This window comes from Flavobacterium sp. TN-1 (genome assembly GCF_052828645.1).
This window is the reverse complement of record NZ_CM128253.1, coordinates 2,178,198-2,197,923: the sequence shown is the minus strand read 5'-3', so window position 1 is coordinate 2,197,923 and position 19,726 is coordinate 2,178,198. Positions and strand designations below refer to the sequence as shown.

Here is a 19,726-nt window from a genome sequence, read left to right as displayed (position 1 = left end):
TAAAGCAAAACTAAAACGATGTTTTTAGTTAGGCAACTATTTTTATAGTTGTTTAACTAAAAATTAAGTTATTTTTAAGAAAAAGACAAAACAATCTATTCTTTTTTGAGGGTAAGATTATAGATAAGTATACCTAATAAAACAGCAATGATTCCTAAAAACCCCATAATTAACCAATTTGTCGTATATCCAAAATAATCTACGATAGACATACCTATTTTTGCGCTTATTATATTAGCAGCACTAAAACTCATACTAAAAATAGCCATATATCTGCCTTCATGTCCTTTAGGAGCTCTACTCATAGCAAAAGAGTTTGAAAAAGGAAAAACAAACATTTCGCCCAAAGACATTAAAATCATCATAATTATTAATATTATACTCCATGACGAAACTAAAAGTATAAACATACTTAAAGACATTACAAATGCACCTATCGTAATAATTTTTATTTTATTAATTTGTTTTCTTTCAACATAACTTACAATGGGCATTTCTAAAAAAAAGATAAGTAAACCATTGAACATCAGAAGTAATCCCGATTGAAATTCCGTTAAATTAAACTGAATCTTGTGATAAAGAGGTAAAGTAGTGAAAAGTTGAAAAAACAAAACAGCTATAAGCACACAACAAGATAAGAAAATCCAAAAAAGAGTATCACTAAATACGCTGATGCTATTACTAGATAAACTTTCGTCTTTTTTAGAGTTATGCCTATTCGTTTTTATTTTTATAAAATATCTAAAAAGACTAATAGCCAGTATACAAGTTATACCATCAACCCAAAATAACCCTTTATACCCTATTCCCATAATAATTAATCCAGCCATAGCGGGACCTAATGCAAACCCTAAATTAATAGCTAAACGAACTAACGTTAAAGCCCTTGTTCTATTTTCTTTAGTAGCAAAAGTATTTAAGGAAACAAACATGGCAGGTCTATACATATCAGCTATCATCATAATAAGAAAGATTCCTATACATAAACCTATAAATGAAGTGATAAATTGTAAAATAATAAAACAAATACCGCTGGTTAGAAGACTAAAAAGCATGACTCTATAAAAACCTATTTTGTCTGAAAGTTTTCCCCCCAACCACGAACCGATCATAGAACCAATACCAAAACTTACTAAGACCCAACTCACTTCTTTGTAACTAAAATGCAAATCTTCCTTTAAATACTTAGATAAAAAAGGAAGTACCATAGTACCTGCGCGATTGATAAAAGTGGTTAGAGTTAATATCCAAATTTCTCTTGAAAATCCCTTAAAATTGTTAACATAACGAATAATTCCAGCTTTTATCATAATAATGTAATAGTTTTTCAAAAATACTAAACATCAATAGAAAATATATGTAATTTATAGATATTTACTTAATTTTAACAAATGAAAAAATAACATTTATTTATAGTCTTTTATTTTTTTTATCTTTTTGGACAAAAGGAGGCTCTTCAAAAAACACCTTTAAATAAAGAGTTTTTAGATAACTTAAGCACACCTTTAGAAAAAACAGATCTTACTAATTTAAAAGCTTACTTTTTTCTCCTATGAACGACAAATATTTAGTTAAAGCATTTTTTTCAGATGAAAGACGGCAAAATTTTTAAAATGACTACAACAACGGAACACAAAGTAAGGTACAAAAGATATGGTCTTTTAGATTTTAAAATAAAAAACGTAAAAAAAGAATCATCTGTCTATCAAAAGTTAAAAAATAAAAAAGATTTAAAAAATTACTTTTTTATTTCATTTAAAGATAAAACAAACGGAATAACAACCTATGCAAACAGAAAACATTTAGAAATATGTATTCCTAAAAACTCTTCGATATTAGTTAATTCTAATCAATCACCCCCCCCTATTCTACTTATAATGAAAAATATTCATGCTCTTTAGTACTTTATAAAAATACTTTATCAATCTCCATTCCTACTGGAGTTAAAAAATTTCATGACTGATGAAATATAATTTACATACACATTCATTTAAAAATCAAAAAGAGGTATTAGAAATTGTAAACCAATACCCTTTGGAATTTAATGAAAAAACACCATATTTTTCTATAGGTATACATCCATGGTATATAAAAGAAGAACATATTAGTACAGAATTGAAAATAATAGAAGATAAATTACCATTAAAAAATTGTTTAGCAATAGGAGAATGTGGTTTAGATAAACGAATAGATATAAAATTAGAGGATCAAATACAAGTCTTTGAAAAACAATTAGAACTTGCAAAAAAATATAAAAAACCCTTAATTTTGCACTGCGTTTCAGCTTTTCAGGAAATAATTAGTTTAAAAAAAGCAATAAAAATAGAGGAACCTGTTATCATACATGGCTTTTCTAAGAATATTCAAGTTGCTAAAAGCTTATTAGACAACGGATTTTATCTTTCTTTTGGAAAATATTTAATAAGAAATCCTGAATTAGCATCAGTGTTTAATTATGTACCAGAAGATCGTTTTTTTTTAGAGACAGATACAATAGAAGAAACGATTGAAGAAGTATACAATAAGGCTTCAATAATTAAAGGCAAAAATATAGAAAAATTAATTGAAGCTAATTTTATGAAAGTGTTTCAACTTTAATGAATAAATAAAAAATAAAATTGAATGGCAGTTTGGCAGGAAAGAGCAGAGTTATTATTTAAAACAGAAGGCTTAGAAAAATTAAGAAATTCCAACGTTTTAATTGTAGGAATGGGAGGAGTAGGTTCATTTGCAGCAGAATTTGTAGCACGTGCAGGCGTAGGTAAAATGACTATTGTAGACGGTGATGTAGTTGATATTACAAATATTAATAGACAATTACCCGCTTTACATTCTACTGTAGGAATACCTAAAGTGCAGTTAATGGCCGCACGTATTAAGGATATAAATCCTGACATAAATCTGACTGTTATCGAAGAATTTCTTTCGCCAGAAAGAGCTTATGAGCTTGTTACAGAGGATTTTGATTATGTTATGGATTGTATAGATAGTATTACGCCTAAACTAAATCTTATTATTGCAGCTAAAAAGAAAAAAGTAAAAATAATCAGCAATATGGGAGCTGGAGGCAAGTTCGAAGCAAGTAAAGTATGCGTGAAAGATATTAGTAAAACAGACTATTGTCCATTAGCTAAGCAAGTGCGTAAAAGACTTAAATCAGAAGGAATTTCAGGAGGAGTAAAAGTAGTTTATTCATACGAAAGACCTGATTATTCAAGTGTAAAAATGACCGATGGATCTAATTTTAAGAAGTCATTTTATGGCACGAACAGTTGGATGCCTGCCTTGTTTGGTTTACATGCAGCCGAAAAGGTAATTAGAGATTTACTTAAAAAATAAAAATCCACTATCTTTTTTGCGGATTCTAAGGGCTATCAATTTGAGTTTTTGTTGTGTCTTTTTTTACAACACTCACTTTGGTAGCTATTTTTATAGGTCTGACAGGAATGTAAATTTCAGTTACCCAAGAAGAAGCGGATTGGTATGCTGTACTATTTTTAACTAAAACTTCTATTTCTCTATACTTATCACTTTGTTCTAATTTATTTTTTTGCATAAAAGCATATAATTGAGGTATAGCTTTTGCTAAATGAATATAATTTCCTTTTACAGTTGCTTTTACAGTACTTGAAGGATTAATCTGACCACTTAGTATATCACTATCTCCACTCGTATATATTTTTTTCTTTATAGGTATGGCAATAGAGTACTTAAATTGGTTTTGTATACTATCTTTAGCATGGTAAATAAGAAAGGGAGCTCCGTTTATGGGGGTATTTGTACTGGTTAGTATTTTTTGTAATTTAGGAACAAAACGTTTAATCATCAATGGAATTTGTTCTTTTTTAGAAACTATAGGTCGTTGTATATAATAAAGAGTATCTCTTTTTACAAATCCATCTAGTTTTATCTGAAAACTATTAATCTCTCTTGTTAATGTTGTATTTACAAAATTTAAAGCCGATTCAAAACGATCTTCAAAATCGTTTTGTACACCTTTACCTATAATACTAAGAAATTTATCTTTAAATGTTAATTCTCCTTCGGTAGACCAAATAGCTTTGGTCTTATTTTGTAAAGTATCTTTAAACTTTAGCATCAATTTATTTACTGCTTCATTCAAAACAATTTGATGAGAGATAGATTCATTAGAAACTTTTTGGAGTTGAATTACTTTAATTTTTCCATCCTTCCAAGGGTTAATAGAATCCCAATTGGCACGATCACTCACATATTTAAAAGCGATTTCTTTAGAAACCCCTATTAACTTTTCATGTTGTATCTTATATTTTCCATCTTTTGTGGCTACAAATACAGCTATAGTCCCTGTAAGTAATAGCATTAATAAGAATAAGTATTTAGCTACCTTCATGTTTTTAAGTGTAAACTCATGTAAAGCTATAAAAAAATGTTAAAAACGCAAATTTCTTATTGATTTTTGAGTGTTGTTTTTATCAGAAATAAAATTCCGATGAAAATTAAAAAAGAGATCAGTATCCAAAAACTACCTTTGTAATGTAATTTATGTAATTTTATATCTTTTCTGTAAGAAAAAATCATTAATATAACAAAGCAAATAAAAAAAGAAATTGCAAATATAATTTGACCTTGACTAAACATAGTTTTTTATTGCAAAATTAAGTATTAGTATTGGTATATTTTTATTTTAAACATCTTAATTATCATATAAAATTTATAATCAAATAAAAATGGAAAAACAACTCGAATCAGTACGCGTATTTCATCAATCTTTTGGTTTAGGGGTAAAAGAAGTCCCAGTGGCAGATTTAGGCAATGATTTAAACCAACTTCGTTTTAATTTGATGAAAGAAGAAAATGAAGAATATTTAGAAGCAGTTAAAAACAATGATTTAGTAGAAGTTGCAGATGCTTTAGGAGATATGCTTTATATATTATGTGGTACCATTTTAGAGCATGGATTACAATATAAAATAGAAGAAGTTTTTGAAGAAATCCAAAAAAGTAACATGAGCAAACTTGGTATAGATGGAAAACCTATCTATCGAGAAGATGGAAAAGTTTTAAAAGGACCTCATTATTTTAAACCCAATATTGAAAAAATTTTATTTTAAAAACAAAAGTCTGTTCATAAAAAACGAATGATAATCTTTAATTCAGGTTTTAAGGACAGACTTTTTTTGATATAAAAATAAGAAATTACATAATTTTACCCTCTATAATTACTTGATCAATAAGATGGCTTCCAAAAGCGTATGGCAACTGATAATAGGTTGGAATTTCTTTCGTAATAATTAAATTAGCAACTTTTCCTTTCGTGATACTACCATGTGTATCACTGATGCCCATAGCATACGCTCCATTTAACGTGGCTGCATTAATGGCTTCTTCAGGAGTCATTTTCATTTTAATGCAAGCAGTAGCTACTACAAAATTCATGTTTCCTGACGGAGTAGTACCAGGATTAAAATCAGTAGCAAGAGCTAACGGAAGACCTGCTTCTATCATTTTTCTGGCAGGTGTATATGGTATACTAATAAAGTATGAACAACTAGGTAATGCTACAGGCATGGTATTTGAATTCTTTAATACTTCAATATCATGATCCGTTACAATTTCTAAATGATCAACACTAAGAGCTTGGTGTTTTACACAGGCCTCAATTCCGTTAATGGCAGTAAATTGATTAACGTGAATTTTAGCTCGTAAGCCATATTCCTGACCTGCTTTCATAATACGTTCTGTTTCTTCAACAGAAAAATAACCTGTTTCTAAAAAAGCATCTATATAATCAGCTAAGTTTTCTTTAGCAATTATAGGCAGCATTTCATTTATAATTAGATCTATATAAGCACTATGATTTTCTTTGTAGGAAGCAGGAAAGGCATGAGCTCCTAAAAAAGTAGATTTGATTTTAATAGGATATTGCTTTGCTAATTTTTTAATAACCCGTAACATTTTAAGTTCTCCTTCAACTGTTAACCCATAACCAGACTTTATTTCAATAGCTCCTGTGCCTTGTTGGATAACTTCTTCTAATCTAATTTTTGATTGTTCAAAAATTTCTTCTTCAGAGGTTTCATTTAATTTTTTTGCAGAGTTTAAAATCCCACCTCCTTTTTGAGCAATTTCTTCGTATGATAGGCCCTTGATTCGGTCTACAAATTCTTGTACTCTGTTGCCCGCATACACAAGATGTGTATGACTATCACACCAAGTAGGTAAAACTACTTTTCCTTTAGCATCTATAATATGAGCATCTACTTTTTCCGGACAGTTTTCCATAGGTCCAAAATCAGAAATAAGATTATCCTCAATTAATAAATACGCATTGTTGATTTTTGGAAGTTCAGCCATATCTTTTCCTGAAACTTTCAGAATAGATTGTTCTCTTATTTGTAATAATTCTTGTATGTTTATAATTAATTTTTTCATCTTTATAAAAATAGTCTTGCTAAAGTACTTTGTTTTATAGTATTCAACAAAAAAATGTTTTTTAAAAAGAAATCAGATGTTTTTTTTAGAATAATAATCTTATTAAACTGTTCTTTTTACTCTAAAAATAGATATAAAAGACTGATTTTAATAGCCTTTATAAAAATAAGATAAATGATTTTCAAGAAATAAAAAAGATAACAGTATTATAGATTCTTCATATAAAAGTGTGTTAAAAAATTATTATCAAAAAAAAGAAACTACGTTTTTTAAGAAGACATCATTAAACGCACTAAAACTGCTTATTTTTTTAACAGTTTTTTGTCTTTTAAAATATATTTTTGTGTTGTACTAAAAAGAAATGAATCTTGCGAAAAATAAAATATAAAAAAGGAAAAAAAATAATTCCTACTTTTTTAGAGTATACAGGAAGTTATAAAAGTATACCCACCACCATGCAGTTATTTGTTTATGACACACATACTCTAGTAGAAAGTGCTGATGGATTTTTTGAAGAAATGATTGTAGATGTAGATCTAAAAAAACAAAATTGGATTAATATTCATGGATTAACAGATTTAGAAAAAATTCAAAAAATAGGTGCTTTTTTAAATGTTGATAAATTTATTTTAGGAGATATTCTTAATACAACAAAACGCACAAAAATAGATGAGTATCATAATGTCCTCTTTTTTAGCATCAAGTCTATTTTACCCATTGAGCATTCTGATAATATAAAGGTAGAGCAAATATCGTTTTTATTAAAAGAAGGAATTTTAACTTCTTTTCAAGAAAAGAAGAGTGATTTTTTTGCACATATAAGAGAGCGCATCCGAACACATTCAGGTATAGTACGTGATAAAGAAGTTGATTATTTATTGTATTTATTATTAGATGCTATCATAGAAAATTTTTTTATAACAATAGAGGCAGAAGAAGATAAAGTAGAGGCGTTAATTAATATTTCTAAAACAAATTCTAAACCCGAAATATTAGAGCAAATAGAAAAACATCGAGACAATTTTAATTTTTTAAAACGTTCAATAATTCCTTTACGAGATTCATTATACTCTATAAGAACAACAAAAGACGACAATGTATTTAATGTAATAAAAAAGGAAAATTATAGTTTTTTTGAACGATTACATCAAAAATGTTTAGAGTTATTAGAGCAAATAGAATATGATTTAACAACTTTAGAGAGTGCTTCAAATTTTTATTTTGCTTCACAAAGCCACAAGATGAATGAGGTAATGAAAACTTTAACTATAGTTTCCGTATTTTTTATGCCTTTGACTTTTATAGTAGGTGTTTATGGAATGAATTTTGACAATATGCCTGAATTACACTGGAAATATGGTTATTTTATGGTATTAGTTTCTATGGTGATATTATTAATAGCTATGGCAATTTATTTTAAATGGAGAAAATGGTTCTAGGATAAAAATAACATTTAATTGTTTTAAAAAAGAAAACTTTAGTAAATAAAAAAAGAGTCATAATTATTGGCTATAATAAATAGTATTTTTACTTTTGTAGAGTATACAAAAAAATCCGGAAAATGTTTGAATTTCAACAGTATTTAGGTTTCTTACTTTTCTTAACCATTTTAACTATGGGATTTTGGTTAATGATTTTCTTAATTAATTTCGTATTCTATTGGGTAGGAGGTTATTTATGGAATGAATACAAAGAAAAGAGAGCTAATAGAGAAAGCTTAAAACAGTAATTTTATTATTGTTTTAAACAAAAAGCCCCACAAATGGGGCTTTTTTAATTATACTACCCCCCCATATAATCATTATCATTACCATCATGATTTAGTCTCTGCTTAGAATCTTTTTCTTTTTCGGTTTTTGATTTGTTAAAACGATAAGTAAAAGATAAAGTAGCTACACGCATACGATTTTGCATTTCAGAATAAGAATTTACACTTGGTAAATTTAAATCACGTATCATCTTACGTGAATTAAAAACATCATTGATATTAAAGGCTAAAGTAGCTTTATCCTTTAGGATGTCTTTACTAAATCCTAAATTAAGTACTGCAATTCCTTTTTGAATTCCCTGTGCCATTTTTTGTGATGCGTTGTAAGTAAAATTAGATTGAAAATCAATTTTATAAGGTAAATTAATTCTTGAATTTAAACGTGCTGTCCAAGTAGAAGATTTAAAATTAAAATCTTGAACAATTAATTCATTTTTGGTATTGGTATATTGATAATCTCCTTTTGTAATATTATAGAAAAAGTTAGCATTAGCATTTAATTTCCACCATTTTTTTAAGGTATAATTAGCTGTAATTTCTAGGCCATATTTATCGTCTATTGAAAGATTAAATGGTGTATTAATGATTACAGGAGTACCATCAATAAAATCACCTCTTTCTTTACGAATAACCTGAAAAGCATCTTTTGTATGATTTAAATAAACAGAGGTATTTAATGTCAATTGATTCCACTTCTTTAAAAAACCAATATCAAAAGCGTCACTATAAGCAGGATTAATATCAGGATTCCCTTGAAATAAGTTAATATTACTTGTATAAGAAGCAAAAGGATTAATAAAACGATCTCTCGGTCTAGTAATACGTTTGCTATAATTGGTGGATATACTTGTATTTTTCCCTAATTCATAAGTTAAGAAAACGCTTGGAAAAAAATTATTGTAATTTTTTGATTTAAAAATTTGCGAGGTCAATTGATTGATTTCTATATGTGAATTTTCCAGACGCACTCCTAAAAGATAGGATATTTTATTCATTTTAGACCCAAATTGTGTGTAAAACGCATTTACATTTTCTACATAGTTCATTGTATTAGAAAAACCTATAATATTTTCAAAAATACCTGTATTTGTATTAAAATTTTGTACAGAAAAATCAGCTAATAACTTTACAAAATTACCACGATAGCCTGCTTCAAATTGGGAATCTTTTTTTAAAGGTAGTACATAGTCTAATTGTAATAAATTTCGTAGTTGTGTATCGTGTTTTTTACTACGTTCGTTTCTAACAAATTGATTGTTATTTAGGATTATTTGTAAAATATCAGAATCATCTTTATCCGTGTTTTTTGAAAAAGCACCATCAAAAGTAATTTTATGTCCTTCTTTTTTAAAATTTTTAGTAAAATTAGTGGTATATTCTACATTATCACCTGTAGATACTAATTGATTATCACGTTTAGATGTATTGTTATAAATTTTATTAGCATCAAAGTTATAGTATAAAACGGCTTCATTATTTCCCCCTTTGTTATTTCTATAATTAAAAGCATTGGTCCAAGATGTATTCTTACTGATAGCAATTTCAAGACCAAAATTTAAGTTGATTCCCTTAGCATACTTTTCGCTTTCTCTTCTTTCTTCTAAATAAGAATCTAAAAGCCCCGTTTTTTTATTAAAAGTTTCTTGATCAATTTTTGTTCTTCCTGGATTAGCACGATCATTATAACCTACGGTTGAAAAAAAATTTATCATTTCATTTTTGTAATTTACGTTAGTAGAAAGACTATTGTTTTTTGGTGTTCCTACTGCCACTATAATACTTCCATTAATTCCTTGGTTTTTACCTTGTTTAAGAATTATATTAATGATTCCTCCTCCTCCTTCAGCATCATAACGAGCAGAAGGTGTTGTAACCGTTTCTACTTTATCTATTGCATCGGCAGGAATCATTTTTAGAGCATCAGTTACACTAACTGCATTAGTTGGTTTACCATCTATCAAGATTCTAACATTTTCATTCCCTCTTAGGGCTACAGTTCCTTCACTACTGATAGAAATAGAAGGAATATTATCAAGAACATCACTTACAGTTCCTCCTCTAACTAATATATCTTTACCTACAGTAAAAACTTTTTTATCAAGTTTTAGATCTACCGTTGTTCGTTCAGATCTTACCACTACTTCACTTAATATTTTAGCATCAGGCTCTAAGGAAATAATTCCAATATCTAAATTTTCGTTGTATAATTTAGGAGTGGTTAATAAAGTCTTAAATGATAAATATTCATATTTTAATATAAAATTACCCGATGTATTTTGAAGAGTAAATTCTCCTTTTAAATCGGTAACTGTACCATTAACAGGTTTATTGTTACTCGGATTAATAACAGTTATGGTGGCATATTCAAGTGGTTGCTGAGTTGTCTTATCAACAAGCCTACCTGTAATTGTGATTTTCTTAATAAATTGTTTTTCTTGTGCATTAAAAACAATTGTAAAAAGAATAAAAAAGAGAAATAGTATTTTTTTCATTTAGAGGGAATTAATGGGTAAAATTAACGGATATGCTTGAATTAAAAAATTAATAAAATATTAATTTATAAAATTTCATTGATCCGTTCAGTAGGTCTTGCAATGACAGCCTTATCCCCTTTAACTACAATGGGTCTTTCTATAAGTTTGGGAAACTCTACCATTGCCTGAATAATTTCCTCCTCGTTTAATTCTTTCGATTTAAAATTCTCAATCCAGATAGTTTCCTTTTTCCGAACTAAATCAATAGCAGGTATATTTAATTTTTTTAATAAATCTTTCAAATCTTCTGCAGTAGGTGTGTTTTCTAAATAGTTAACAACTTCAAAATTTTGATTTTGATTTTCTAAAAAACAAACTCCGTCTCTTGATTTAGAACAACGGGTATTATGGTAAATTGTAATCATAAATTAAAATATTTTTTTTGTAACAAAAATAGATTAAATTGCTCTTATACTTTAAAAATAAATATATGTTTTTAGAACAAGCTTTTTTTAATGGAAATAAATTTTGGAAATACCTTTTAGGAACCTTTATTATTTTTATTTTTACTTTAATAGGGCAAATACCCTTTATGATTGCTGTTTTTTCTAAATTAGAAGAAAAAAGAGATACTATTTATGGAAAAGATGAGACAGCTCTTTTACAAGTTTTAGATAGTAATTTTCAACTTTTTCTAATGTTATTAAGTTTTGTTTTTGCTTTTTTGGGTTTTATTTTTGTCGTTAAAACGTTGCACAAACAACCTCTTGTTAAAATTATTACAAGTAGAGCATCTATAGACTGGAATCGTATTCTTTTTTCGTTTACCGTTTGGGCTGTTCTTCAGGTTTTAATATTATTAGTTTCTTATTTTATATCACCTGCTGATTACCAATTAAATTTTGAATTAAAACCTTTTTTAATCTTGTTTTTTATAGCTTTATTCATGATTCCTATACAAACTTCCATAGAAGAATTAATGTTTAGAGGTTATTTAATGCAAGGTTTTGCATTAGTATTTAAAAATAAATTAATACCCTTATTTTTTACTTCTGTTTTGTTTGGAGTATTACACATCAGTAATCCTGAAGTCGCTAAATTAGGTAATATCCTAGTACTCTATTATATAGGTACAGGCCTATTTTTAGGCATTATAACTTTGATGGATGAAGGAATGGAACTTTCATTAGGATTTCATGCCGCAAATAATTTAATTACCGCTTTGTTGGTAACTTCCAAATGGACTGTGTTACAAACGGCATCAGTTCTAAAGGATGTTTCTAATCCAAAATTAAGTTTCGAACTTTTTTTACCAATAGTTATAATTTTTCCTATTTTATTAATGATTTTCTCTAATAAATATCATTGGAAAAATTGGGAAGAAAAATTAAAAGGTACGATTTTAATACAAAATAAATAATGATAATTCATTCGGAATTTAAATTAAATGGAATATCTTATGATGCAAAAACTTTGTCTTTTTGGGCAAAAGAAAAAAGCAACGTAGGAAAAGAATACGAAAAAATTATAGGAACATTCTTTTTAGAATGGTTAAATAATGATTCTGATCTAAAAGTGCAAACATCAGGAACAACAGGAACGGCTAAACAAATAGCACTAAAAAAAAGAGCGATGATTTATTCCGCTAAAAGCACAGGTGCCTTTTTTGATTTAAATGCAGGATCAAAAGCATTATGCTGTTTACCCGTTAAATATATTGCAGGTAAAATGATGTTAGTTAGAGCAATGGTGCTAGGATGGGATTTAACCATTGTAGAGCCAAGTTCATCTCCTTTAAAGGATTCTTATCTTAAATATGATTTTGTAGCTATGGTTCCTTTACAAGTTCAACAATCATTAGAAAAATTATCAAATATTAAAATTGTATTAATAGGAGGAGCAAAAGTAAATCCCAATTTAGCTCAAAAACTAATTAAAAATAAGGTTAATGCTTATGAATCTTATAGTATGACCGAAACTATTACACATATTGCATTAAAAAAAATAGGAACAGAAAGTTTTAAATTATTATCAGGGATAACAATTAGTCAAGATCAAAGAGGATGTTTAATAATAGATGCACCTAATATAAATGATGAAATGATAGTGACTAACGATTTAATAGAATTAGTTTCCGAAACAGAATTTATATGGAAAGGAAGAGTAGATCATGTTATCAATAGTGGGGGTATAAAATTATTTCCTGAACAAATAGAAGCTAAATTAATAGAAAAAATCACACAACGTTTTTTTATATATGGTTTACCTGATGAACGATTAGGAGAAAAAATCATACTCGTAATAGAAGGATTAAAAAAAGATACAAACCCCTCTATTTTTAGTGAATTAACTCATTATGAAACACCTAAGCAAGTGGTTTTTATAACTAAATTTGAAGAAACGGAAACAGGAAAAATAAAAAGAAAAGAAACTGTATTAAAATATATGTGAATTATAAAAAAGGCTACCAAAAATAATATATTAAAACTCATAAGCTTATTATTTTGAGTATTGATATGAAACATTTTCATACAGTCCCACTAAACTAACAGTCTGAAACATACCCCAAAAAAATTCCCATAGCGTACTCTAATCTTAAAATTACTATTCTTCAGAGTACATAAAGAAACTGAAATCTAGGAAAATGAAAAAATTTCATTTTCCTAGATTTCAACATTTTATTTTGACTTATTGATTCTTACTGCTTCTGGCACTAGACCTGTATAATCACCTCCATTACGTATCACATCACGTACTATACTGGAAGAAATAAATGAAGTATCAGGTGCGGTTAAAAGAAATACGGTGTCTATTTTTGATAATAATCTGTTAGTATGTGCAATAGCTTTTTCAAATTCAAAATCAGCTGGATTTCGAAGTCCTCTTAGAATAAAATCGGCTTCTAAACGTTTGCATAAATCAATTGTTAGTCCTTCATAAGATACAACTGTAATTTTGTCTTCATACTTAAATGTTTCTTCTATAAAATGAATGCGTTCTTGTAATGAAAACATATACTTTTTATCAGCGTTAACCCCTATAGCTATTACAATTTCATCAAACAAGGGAAGACTTCTTTCTATAATATCAATATGTCCTAAAGTTATTGGGTCAAAAGACCCAGGAAAAATCGCTTTTCTCATTATTTTCTCCAAATTAATTTTCTTTGAAATGCTAATTGAATTTCGTTATCTAACATTTCTCCAAAATCTAACTTTGCGTACTGAGCTTGTTGTGGAAAAATACTTTGTGGTGACAAACCTGGATTTGTATTCATTTCTATAAAATGAGGCACCTCGTTCATAATAATAAAGTCCGTTCTAGAAAAACCACTCATTCCTAAAGCCTCATATACTTTTTTTGCCGTTTGTTCTACTCTTATACGTACCTCATCAGTTAATCTTGCAGGTGTAATTTCTTCTGATTTACCAAGATATTTCGCTTCGTAATCAAAAAAATCTGTTTGCGAAACAATTTCTGTTATTCCTAAAACTTTTGTTTCTCCTTTATAATGAAATACTCCTACCGAAACTTCTGTTCCTTCCAAAAAGGATTCTATTAATATATCACTATCTTCAGCAAATGCAAATTCTAATGCTTTATCAAACTGACTTAAATCTGTTACTTTTGAAACACCTAAACTACTTCCTGATTGATTTGGTTTAACAAAAAAAGGTAATCCTAACTCATCTATAATTACTTGTTTATCTATTTTCATTCCTTTTGTTAGATAAATAGATTTAGCTTTAGAAATATTAAATTTAGCTAATACAGAAAGTGTATCTCGTTTATTAAATGTTAACGCTGATTGGTAAAAGTTACATCCTGTATAAGGAATTTCTAGCAACTCCCAATAAGCTTGAAGATGACCGTCTTCACCTGGAGTACCATGAATTGTGTTTACGATTACATCAAATGTTATTTTTTCTTGATTCAATGTAAATGAAAAATCTGATTTATCCAAAGTATACTTTTGATCATTTATCAAAACATACCACCCTTCTTTAAGAATATGCACTTCAAAAGTTTGGTATTTACTCTGATCTAAATTATTTAATATCAACTGACCACTACGCAACGAAATTACACTTTCGCCTGAATAGCCTCCCATTACCACAGCAACTTTCATATTTGTATATTTATTTTTTATAAAATCGTTTAAGAAAGATTTAAAAACTTATTTTTTATCTAAAATCTCTTCAAACAAAAATATCATTTTTTTTCAAATGAATTCGTTTTACTATTTTTATATCTTTGCATATATTGCTTTTTTTCTAAAAAAAACAGCATAAAAAAATTAACCCTTTGAAAATTAGCATTTTTATATGAACTGGAAACGTTTTATACTTAGTTTTACTTTTTTTAAGCAACTATTTTTCGCATTTTTAATAGTATCTGCTTCTTTATTTATTTTCATGCAATGGATTCATTTTACTACTAATCATGGAGAAGAAATTACAGTTCCTAACCTAAACAAATTAACATTAGAACAAGCGGAAGAAAAACTAGATGAACTAGATTTAGATTATGAATTATTAGACACTACAGATTATAATCCTGCATTTCCAAAACTTTCTATTGTTCAACAAGACCCTAAACCTGGAAGTAAAGTAAAACAAAACCGTGTAATCTATGTAAAAATTAATGCAGAAGAATATGCTAAAGTAAGACTTCCAGATCTAATACAAAAAACATATCGTCAAGCCGTTCCTACTCTTAACGCATTAGGATTATCTGTAGGAGACACAACCTATGTCCCTAACCTTGCTAAAGACATGGTATTAGAAATGAATATTAATGGTAAACCTATAAGACCTGGGCAACAAGTTTTAAAAATGACACGTGTTAATCTTATATTAGGAGATGGTAAAATAGGTTTTGAAGAAGAAAATACTGATCCTGAAAATGAATCTATAGACTCTACTGTTACAGAATAAAAATGGCTATTACATTTATAGAAAAGGAAGAGGAATGGGAAAACGATTTATATGAACACTATAAATTTGATATTCCAAAAGGGCAAAGCTCAATGCGTGTAGACAAATACTTAATGACCAGCATAGAAAATACTACACGTAACAAAATACAACAAGCCGCTGAAAAAGGATTTATATTAGCAAATGGCATAGCTGTAAAATCCAGTTATAAAATAAAACCATTTGATGAAATAAAGGTTGTACTATCACATCCTCCTTTTGAGAATAAGATTATTCCTGAGAACATTCCTTTAGACATTATATATGAAGATGATGCTCTTATAGTCATTAACAAACCTGTAGGATTAGTTGTTCATCCTGGTCACGGAAACTATACCGGCACTTTAGCTAACGCATTGGCTTTTCATTTTGAAAACCTACCTATGAATTCAAGTAACCGACCAGGGCTAGTACATAGAATTGACAAGGATACTTCTGGACTTTTAGTTGTTGCAAAAACCGAACAAGCTATGGCTCATTTAGCCAAACAGTTTGAAGAAAAAACTACAGAAAGAGAATATATAGCCATTGTATGGGGAAATGTAGAAGAAGATTATGGAACCATAAAAGGCAATATAGCCCGTCACTCCACTGATCGTATGCAAATGGCCGTATATACTGATTCATCTATAGGGAAACACGCTGTAACACACTATAAAATCATAGAACGGTTAAGCTACGTTACTGTTGTATCCTGTAAATTAGAAACAGGACGTACACACCAAATACGTGTTCACATGAAACATATAGGACATACCTTATTCAATGATGAACGTTATGGTGGTCATCTCATTCTAAAAGGAACTACTTTCTCTAAATACAAACAATTTGTAGAAAATTGTTTTAAAATTTTACCTCGCCAAGCTCTTCATGCAAAAACACTAGGATTTGAACACCCTGTTACAAAAGAATACATGCGTTTTAATACTGAATTACCAGAAGATATGGTTTTATGTATAGAAAAATGGAGACTTTATGGAAAATCTAATCATTTAGAATAACCATACCCAATATATAAAGTGTCCAAAAAGTAAAAAATAAATAGTTAATTGAGCACTCTAAGAAGAAAAGAAACATCGTACTTAATTCTTAGATTCTTTTCAATCAAAACAAGAAAACTAGAGATTCATAAAACAAATTTGATTACTTTCTGGACACCTATTCTATTTTCTCAACGATTTTACTTGCACTATTTAAAAGATATAATTCTTGCTTGTAAGCCAACATTTACCTATATTCGTCTATCAAATGTTAAATCATGAATAAAAAGACGATCTTATTAGGACTTCTTTCCTCCCTATCACTAAACTGCTTTAGTCAAAAAAAAGTGACAAAATCAGACCATAACAATAAAAATTTAGTTACAACCTATCTAAATACCATAACAGAAAAAGAACTTAAAGACCACCTCTATATAATTGCTTCTGACGAAATGCAAGGAAGAAATACGGGAGAAGAAGGACAAAAAAAAGCAGGAAAATATATCATTTCAGAATATATAAAAAACAATATTAGCTTTCCAGATGAAACTACATCTTACTACCAACCTATCCCCTCTTCTTATTTTCAAAAAGCATTTAGCCCCCGTTTGGGTGATTCTGAAAATATTTGGACGTTTATAAAAGGAACCGAAAAACCTAAAGAAATAATAATTGTTTCTGCTCATTATGATCACGTAGGAATGAAAAACGGTGAAATCTATAACGGAGCAGATGATGATGGCTCTGGTACCGTATCTTTGCTAGAAATTGCAGAAGCTTTTCAAAAAGCAAAAAATGAAGGACATGGTCCTAAACGTTCTATATTATTTTTGCATGTAACAGGTGAAGAGCATGGATTACACGGATCTCGTTTTTATTCCGAAAATCCTCTTTTCCCTCTAAAAAACACAATTGCCAATGTTAATATTGATATGATAGGTCGTAGAGATGATTTACATAAAGATTCTAACAATTATCTTTATATAATAGGATCCGATTATTTATCATCTGATTTATATACAATTGTTGAAAATGCCAATTCTGATTTTGTAAATCTAAAATTAGATTACAAATATAATGACAAGAATGACCCAAATCGTTTCTACTATCGCTCAGATCATTATAACTTTGCAAAACACAACATTCCATCTGTTTTTTTATTCAATGGCACCCACGAAGACTATCACAAACCAACGGATGATCCTGATAAAATTGAATATGATGCGTTAGCAAAACGTGCAAAACTTGCCTTTGCCATTATATGGAATTTAGCTAACAGAAATGAAAAACCTGTAGTAGATAAACTTTAAAAACAAAACGCCCTTTTATTTAAAGTGAAATTCTCTATATATTTTTTTTCATTTTAAAATAACTCGAACAAACGGTTGAGTATATAATTGAAATCATCGTTAGTTCGAGAGCGAAGCACATCGAGAACCAACATTAATTTTTATTGCTTTTGTAGGATAGTGTCTAAATCAACATTATGTGATTTCTCCCTTTGGTTGAAATGACAAGGTTGTGAACTTTTTGGACAGTCTCAAGGTTAAAAAAATAGTATTACAAGGAAATTTCAAAGTTTAAATGGTATAATGTACAATCTGGTTTTATTATAATAGAATATTCATTTTTTATATAAAATAAAAATGTCCTAAAAAAATTGTAACCTTCATCCTATGTTTGAAAAGAAAAATTCGAACGAATTGAACAAGTGAAATACACATAATACTAAAAATGTGTTCTTACTTCGTCGAAGTGACAAACTGGATATTGAAGAATTACTATTTTTTAGGACATCCTTTATATTAAAAGTCTAAAATAAAATAGTTTTTTTTCTTTTAAAACGATCCTTAATTAGTAAAATCTTGATCTTCTAATTTAGCATCTGCTATTTTATTATTATGTAATTTAACAGGGTTTTTAGATTTTTTCATTCTTAAGTTTAAGAATTCTACAAATAGAGAGAAAAAGATTGAGAAATATAAATATCCTTTAGGAATACTATGTACTTCTGTGCCTCCAAAGAAAGCAATATGAGCAAGATGTCCTCCTTCTGCTAACAACATTACACCTATTAGTATTAAGAATGATAACCCTAAAATTTGAATCGTTGGGTGATTATTTACAAATTTACTCACTGGTCCCGCAAATATCATCATAATAACAATTGAAATAATAATTGAAAGAATCATAATCACTAAAGCTCCTTCATATCCAAAACCCTCAGGAGCAGGTTTCATACTTACCAATCCAACAGCGGTTAAAATACTATCAAAAGAAAAAACTAAATTTAGTGCTGCAATTTGAAAAACAGCTGCTGACAAACTACTACTTGCACTTCCTTTTTCACCTTCTTCTTCGCCTTCTAATTTGTGATGTATTTCAGATACTGATTTGTATAATAAAAACAAACCTCCTCCAAATATAATAAGACTTTGCCCTGTTATTCCTGCTTGAAGCCATCCCCAATCAAGGTGAAATAAAACTTCTTGCAAGCTTAAAACCCATGTAATACCAAATAGTAATACAATACGAAAAGCCATGGCTAATAACAACCCTATTCGACGCGCTTTGGGTTGCTCTTCCTCTTTTAATTTTCCGGAAACGATTGATAAAAAAACAATGTTATCAATTCCTAAAATAATTTCTAAAAATGTTAAAGTTAATAATGCTATCCAAGCATCTGGGTTAAATAAGATTTCCATTTTGTTTTTTTGAATTTACAATCATTATACGCGACTATTTTATTTTTGTTACAAAACCTTTTTGTTTTTTTGATTCTCCTACAAAACAATATTCAAAATAATAACCTTTTTGATTGGTACTCAGTATCTTTATCTGAATTGCTTTTTTTTCTTCTAAATTTTTAGGATTTACTTTTTGCAGTATGTATTCGCAATCGTTAACCCATCGTACTTTAGCTGTATCTATTTTTCCTCCAAATGTTTCTATTTGTAAAGAATCATTACGTACAAAAGTAGAAGTGTGTTTAACCCCTTCTATCTCTTCATCAAATTTAAAAGTACCTGTTTTAAAATCATTGCAATTACGTTCTACATTATAACAAGAAACAAAAAAAAGTGTTAGAAGGAAAAATAAATTTTTAAACATTTT

At 28.4% G+C, this 19,726-nt stretch carries 20 protein-coding genes; 11 read left to right on the top strand and 9 right to left on the bottom strand.

Features of this window, described 5'->3' with window-relative positions:
- Window positions 1-95 precede the first annotated feature (95 nt).
- The gene (locus ACUXZJ_RS09675; RefSeq protein ID WP_060381930.1) at window positions 96-1,310 is read right to left on the bottom strand and encodes an MDR family MFS transporter; all 1,215 of its coding nucleotides are present in this window, start codon (window positions 1,308-1,310) and stop codon (window positions 96-98) included.
- A 279-nt stretch (window positions 1,311-1,589) separates the two neighbouring features.
- Here ACUXZJ_RS09675 and ACUXZJ_RS09670 point away from each other — a divergent pair, with 279 nt between their 5' ends.
- The 3 genes from ACUXZJ_RS09670 (at window position 1,590) to ACUXZJ_RS09660 (ending at window position 3,339) form a co-directional block, all read left to right on the top strand.
- Window positions 1,590-1,901 (top strand): DUF1684 domain-containing protein, encoded by a 312-nt coding sequence (locus ACUXZJ_RS09670; RefSeq protein WP_088466699.1) that lies wholly within the window; start codon window positions 1,590-1,592, stop codon window positions 1,899-1,901.
- Between the two features lie 61 nt (window positions 1,902-1,962).
- Window positions 1,963-2,598, top strand: coding sequence for a TatD family hydrolase (locus ACUXZJ_RS09665; protein ID WP_060381928.1), 636 nt, complete (start codon window positions 1,963-1,965; stop codon window positions 2,596-2,598).
- A 24-nt stretch (window positions 2,599-2,622) separates the two neighbouring features.
- Window positions 2,623-3,339 carry a tRNA threonylcarbamoyladenosine dehydratase gene (locus ACUXZJ_RS09660; protein ID WP_060381927.1) on the top strand — a complete coding sequence of 239 codons (717 nt, stop codon included), beginning with the start codon at window positions 2,623-2,625 and terminating at the stop codon, window positions 3,337-3,339.
- Window positions 3,340-3,364: 25 nt separating this feature from the next.
- Here ACUXZJ_RS09660 and ACUXZJ_RS09655 read toward each other — a convergent pair whose 3' ends face one another.
- Entirely contained in the window at window positions 3,365-4,372 is a 1,008-nt protein-coding gene (locus ACUXZJ_RS09655; protein WP_063744025.1) for a GyrI-like domain-containing protein, read from the bottom strand.
- A 337-nt stretch (window positions 4,373-4,709) separates the two neighbouring features.
- On the opposite strand from ACUXZJ_RS09655, the gene ACUXZJ_RS09650 reads away from it, so the two are divergent.
- The gene (locus ACUXZJ_RS09650; RefSeq protein ID WP_060381925.1) at window positions 4,710-5,093 is read left to right on the top strand and encodes a nucleoside triphosphate pyrophosphohydrolase family protein; all 384 of its coding nucleotides are present in this window, start codon (window positions 4,710-4,712) and stop codon (window positions 5,091-5,093) included.
- Window positions 5,094-5,178: 85 nt separating this feature from the next.
- On the opposite strand, the gene hutI is transcribed toward ACUXZJ_RS09650, so the two are convergent.
- Complete coding sequence (hutI, locus tag ACUXZJ_RS09645; RefSeq protein ID WP_063744027.1) at window positions 5,179-6,414, bottom strand: imidazolonepropionase; 1,236 nt, start codon at window positions 6,412-6,414, stop codon at window positions 5,179-5,181.
- A gap of 368 nt (window positions 6,415-6,782) precedes the next feature.
- On the opposite strand from hutI, the gene corA reads away from it, so the two are divergent.
- Window positions 6,783-7,853: a magnesium/cobalt transporter CorA gene (gene corA / locus ACUXZJ_RS09640; protein WP_060381923.1), complete on the top strand. Its 1,071-nt coding sequence runs from the start codon at window positions 6,783-6,785 to the stop codon at window positions 7,851-7,853.
- Window positions 7,854-7,975: 122 nt separating this feature from the next.
- A complete protein-coding gene (locus tag ACUXZJ_RS09635; RefSeq protein ID WP_014165448.1) occupies window positions 7,976-8,143 on the top strand; it encodes a hypothetical protein in 168 nt (55 codons plus the stop codon).
- Window positions 8,144-8,196: 53 nt separating this feature from the next.
- Here the strand turns inward: ACUXZJ_RS09635 and ACUXZJ_RS09630 are convergent, their stop codons facing one another.
- A complete protein-coding gene (locus tag ACUXZJ_RS09630; RefSeq protein WP_089047526.1) occupies window positions 8,197-10,674 on the bottom strand; it encodes a TonB-dependent receptor domain-containing protein in 2,478 nt (825 codons plus the stop codon).
- A 65-nt stretch (window positions 10,675-10,739) separates the two neighbouring features.
- Complete coding sequence (gene arsC / locus ACUXZJ_RS09625) at window positions 10,740-11,081, bottom strand: arsenate reductase (glutaredoxin) (RefSeq protein WP_060381921.1); 342 nt, start codon at window positions 11,079-11,081, stop codon at window positions 10,740-10,742.
- A gap of 65 nt (window positions 11,082-11,146) precedes the next feature.
- Between arsC and ACUXZJ_RS09620 the strand changes: the two genes are divergently transcribed.
- Window positions 11,147-12,076 carry a CPBP family intramembrane glutamic endopeptidase gene (locus ACUXZJ_RS09620; RefSeq protein WP_063744031.1) on the top strand — a complete coding sequence of 310 codons (930 nt, stop codon included), beginning with the start codon at window positions 11,147-11,149 and terminating at the stop codon, window positions 12,074-12,076.
- Window positions 12,076-13,107: an AMP-binding protein gene (locus tag ACUXZJ_RS09615; protein ID WP_063744034.1), complete on the top strand. Its 1,032-nt coding sequence runs from the start codon at window positions 12,076-12,078 to the stop codon at window positions 13,105-13,107. Before ACUXZJ_RS09620 ends, ACUXZJ_RS09615 begins: the two co-directional genes overlap by 1 nt.
- A gap of 227 nt (window positions 13,108-13,334) precedes the next feature.
- On the opposite strand, the gene coaD is transcribed toward ACUXZJ_RS09615, so the two are convergent.
- Window positions 13,335-13,799 carry a pantetheine-phosphate adenylyltransferase gene (gene coaD, locus ACUXZJ_RS09610; RefSeq protein WP_060381918.1) on the bottom strand — a complete coding sequence of 155 codons (465 nt, stop codon included), beginning with the start codon at window positions 13,797-13,799 and terminating at the stop codon, window positions 13,335-13,337.
- Complete coding sequence (locus ACUXZJ_RS09605; protein WP_060381917.1) at window positions 13,799-14,785, bottom strand: D-alanine--D-alanine ligase; 987 nt, start codon at window positions 14,783-14,785, stop codon at window positions 13,799-13,801. Before ACUXZJ_RS09605 ends, coaD begins: the two co-directional genes overlap by 1 nt.
- A 196-nt stretch (window positions 14,786-14,981) precedes the next feature.
- Here ACUXZJ_RS09605 and ACUXZJ_RS09600 point away from each other — a divergent pair, with 196 nt between their 5' ends.
- The 3 genes from ACUXZJ_RS09600 to ACUXZJ_RS09590 all read left to right on the top strand — a co-directional run bounded on the left by ACUXZJ_RS09600 (window position 14,982) and on the right by ACUXZJ_RS09590 (window position 17,922).
- Window positions 14,982-15,593 (top strand): PASTA domain-containing protein, encoded by a 612-nt coding sequence (locus ACUXZJ_RS09600; RefSeq protein WP_060381916.1) that lies wholly within the window; start codon window positions 14,982-14,984, stop codon window positions 15,591-15,593.
- 2 nt (window positions 15,594-15,595) lie between these two features.
- The gene (locus ACUXZJ_RS09595; protein WP_060381915.1) at window positions 15,596-16,633 is read left to right on the top strand and encodes an RluA family pseudouridine synthase; all 1,038 of its coding nucleotides are present in this window, start codon (window positions 15,596-15,598) and stop codon (window positions 16,631-16,633) included.
- Between the two features lie 257 nt (window positions 16,634-16,890).
- A complete protein-coding gene (locus ACUXZJ_RS09590; protein ID WP_060381914.1) occupies window positions 16,891-17,922 on the top strand; it encodes a M28 family peptidase in 1,032 nt (343 codons plus the stop codon).
- Between the two features lie 540 nt (window positions 17,923-18,462).
- Here the strand turns inward: ACUXZJ_RS09590 and ACUXZJ_RS09585 are convergent.
- Together ACUXZJ_RS09585 and ACUXZJ_RS09580 are read right to left on the bottom strand one after the other, a co-directional pair.
- Window positions 18,463-19,317 carry a TerC family protein gene (locus tag ACUXZJ_RS09585; RefSeq protein WP_060381913.1) on the bottom strand — a complete coding sequence of 285 codons (855 nt, stop codon included), beginning with the start codon at window positions 19,315-19,317 and terminating at the stop codon, window positions 18,463-18,465.
- 34 nt (window positions 19,318-19,351) lie between these two features.
- Window positions 19,352-19,723, bottom strand: coding sequence for a hypothetical protein (locus tag ACUXZJ_RS09580; RefSeq protein ID WP_060381912.1), 372 nt, complete (start codon window positions 19,721-19,723; stop codon window positions 19,352-19,354).
- Window positions 19,724-19,726: the final 3 nt, after the last annotated feature.